Source organism: Chamaesiphon sp. OTE_20_metabat_361 (assembly GCF_031364565.1).
Genome location: NZ_JANLWO010000546.1, coordinates 1 through 2,982 on the forward strand (window position 1 = coordinate 1; position 2,982 = coordinate 2,982).

A 2,982-nucleotide genomic window follows, 5' to 3' on the forward strand; every position below is an offset into this window, starting at 1 on the left:
ACCCCCATAACACATTAGCAGTGTGCCGCTTTCGACCACTCAGCCACCTATCCACATGATTGCAATTTGCACGTAAGATCGAATATATCATGCTGCACGGATTTCCACAAGATATCTCACCTAGATTATGACAACCACCCCTCTTATTACTCACACTTCAGCCCACCCAGCCGATCGATTTGCGATCGGGATTGCGCCGTTATTATTAGATGAAGTCTATCAACTAGCCGACGATCCGGCGAATGGTGCCGTTGTCATCATGAGCGGTACCGTTCGCGATCGCACTGACGGACAAGCGGTAGAATATTTGGAATATCAAGCCTACGAGCCGATGGCGATGCGCGTATTTGCCGCTATTGGCTGGGAAATTCGGAGCAAATGGGCGGATGTGACGCATGTCGTTATCTACCATCGCGTCGGGAAGCTCAAGATCGGGGAGATTAGCGTCCTCGTGGCGGTGGGTTGTCCGCATCGGGGAGAGGCTTTTGCGGCGTGTCAGTATGCGATCGATACTCTCAAGCATCAAGCACCAATCTGGAAAAAAGAGTGGTACGGTGCGATCGAAGGTAAAAAGTTAGGGATTTGGGTCAGTATTGGTGCTTGCGAACAGTTAGATTGCCCCTAAGTCGGCTCTTTGGCAATTGGTTTTCTTAGCAGTCACCGATGAGTGGGGAGTTTGGGATAAGAAATGCCTGGAGACTGGAAGTCTCGGCTGGTGATGCGAAGTCCGCCTGTCTTGTCGCGCTAAACCCGGAGGAAACCTCCGGAGCGCGCGCCGCTACGCGGACTAGATCTTCAGTCCGCGTAGCGAAAAGTGCGGTCTTGGGGTTTCCCCTGTCTTGACGCACACAAACGTTGGCAGGACTCGAACGGAGCAAATATCCTCAACTCGCGATATTACTTAGTCTCAGGATGAGTATCTCCACACAGCTCGCCACTCATCTGATTGATTGTGCCGATCATCTGGTAAAGTCGGCCAAAATCGCGACGATCGTATTTGAAGACTAGGCGAGGTAAATTAGCAGTATCATCTTGTGACTCACCTGCCAATGCTGCCCGCACCTGGACGATCTCGCCACCGATAACTAAGTCTTCATACTCCCGATTGAGCAAATCGAGATCGCGATCGCAAATTGCGACTTTTAAGCGGATGACAAACTCGTCACCGACAAACCGACTGGAGTGGTACACCTGATAAAAATTCCGAATAGTTGCCGCAGCTACCCGTACATCATCAGTAAGCGTGTATAAACTCAAATCGGCAGTACCAATCAATCCAGTGGCAGCGAGATGCTGGCGCAAATAACTGTCCCAATCTCGCCAATATGCACCGCCGGGTCGATCGATCAGCACCAGCGGTACGGGGCCATATCGACCAGTTTGACAGAGTGTAAGCGTCTCTAGTGCCTCATCCTGAGTGCCAAATCCGCCAGGAAATAATGCCACAGCATCACTTTCTCTCAAGAAAAATAGCTTGCGAGTGAAGAAGTATTTAAATACGATCGATTTGGGATCGCCAGCGATGTAAGGATTGGCACCTTGCTCGTAGGGCAAACTAATATTTAAGCCAAATGAGTTATCGGCACCAGCTCCGGCATTCGCCGCCGCCATAATCCCCCCACCACCGCCAGTAATCGCCATAAACCCCTGTTGGGTAATCAGATGGGCAAAATCTTGAGCCAGTTGATATTCAGGCGCTGTCTCGCTGGTTCGTGCCGAGCCGAAGATGGCAACCTTCCGAATATGCCGATATGGATAAAAAGTCTCAAAGGCTCGCTCCATATCGTCAATCGAGGCGCTGAGAATCTTCCAGTCCAATCGATCGATCTCGGTCTGAGACATGTGTAGAATCGACTCTAAGGCACGTTGAATCAATTTACCGTTTGGTAAGGTCGGCAAGAGATCGATCGTCGCTGCTAAGTTGTTTTTTAGGTCGGATAGCGCGTCCATAAGTTTAATCCAAAATTATTTGGCTGCTGCCGATTGTGACCTTGTGACGATCGCGCGAATTGCTACGCACCGAAAAAAGTCTCTAGCTTAATTAAGCTAGAGACGTCCAATCGAGCCAGAATATGGACTTGGCAGATTATTCTGGCGATTGGGGCTTTACCCGTCTGACATAGCGAGCCAATAGCTAGCAATCCACAATCGGAAATCTTGGCTTTGATGAGTTACAACTACAATCGCTATTAGCTAACCGAGCGAACCTCATCTTCCCGACTCAACTGAGCCAGCAAAATGAGTCGATCGTCAGTGTAACTTACCAAAAACCTGTTTTAAAGATATTTTTCGACAGTATTGGAAAGAGTTGCTTTGGGAACGGCTCCGACAACAGTATCTACTTTTTGTCCACCCTTGAAAATCATCAAGGTTGGGATGCTCCGAATGCCATATTGACTGGCAACATTAGGGTTGTTGTCAGTATTAAGTTTATATACTTTAATTTTGCCTTCATATTGAGCGGCAATTTCATCCACCACAGGCCCTACCATTCTGCAAGGGCCGCACCAAGGTGCCCAAAAATCTACTAATACTGGAATCTCACTATCAAGGACATCCTCCTTAAAAGAACCGTCTGTAACTTCTACTGCTGACGACATGGCTCCAAATCCTTTTTACCTAGGTTTGCTCAGTTTGTATGCAATTTTACCATAGGAGTAGGGGGGTTTGGGTACTTAATAGGGGGTAGGAAAATAATTCGTAATTACCCACCAATAACTAGAGGGCAGAGAGTAGGGGGTAGGGGGTAGCGATGAGGGAGTAAGCCGATAATTCAATTACCCGCTACTACCTTCCACCCTCTACCATCTACCATCTACCCTCTACCCCCTACCCTCTACCCTCTCTCCCCTAGTAAGTCTCAACGTGCCAACGACCCGCACGCTTGAGTTGAGAACGGTATTCAGACCATTTGACATCGGACTTGGCTGCGGCAGTGGTCAAAGCAGCATCGATGCCTGTTTCCATGCCCTTGAGTCCACA

Annotated in this window: 3 protein-coding genes and 1 pseudogene; 1 reads left to right on the forward strand and 3 read right to left on the reverse strand. The window is 48.8% G+C overall.

Translation table 11 applies throughout. The features are described from left to right. Positions 1-127: 127 nt before the first annotated feature. Entirely contained in the window at positions 128-625 is a 498-nt protein-coding gene (locus RMO35_RS15690; RefSeq protein ID WP_309742263.1) for a molybdenum cofactor biosynthesis protein MoaE, read from the forward strand. Between the two features lie 272 nt (positions 626-897). Here the strand turns inward: RMO35_RS15690 and RMO35_RS15695 are convergent, their stop codons facing one another. From RMO35_RS15695 to RMO35_RS15705, 3 genes and pseudogenes are all read right to left on the reverse strand, one after another. Then, positions 898-1,950, reverse strand: a complete 1,053-nt coding sequence (locus tag RMO35_RS15695; RefSeq protein ID WP_309742264.1) for an LOG family protein — start codon at positions 1,948-1,950, stop codon at positions 898-900. Positions 1,951-2,276: 326 nt separating this feature from the next. Further along, entirely contained in the window at positions 2,277-2,600 is a 324-nt protein-coding gene (gene trxA / locus RMO35_RS15700) for a thioredoxin (RefSeq protein ID WP_295616965.1), read from the reverse strand. 250 nt (positions 2,601-2,850) lie between these two features. Beyond that, a pseudogene (locus RMO35_RS15705) lies at positions 2,851-2,982 on the reverse strand (ferredoxin-NADP reductase); the annotation flags it as partial.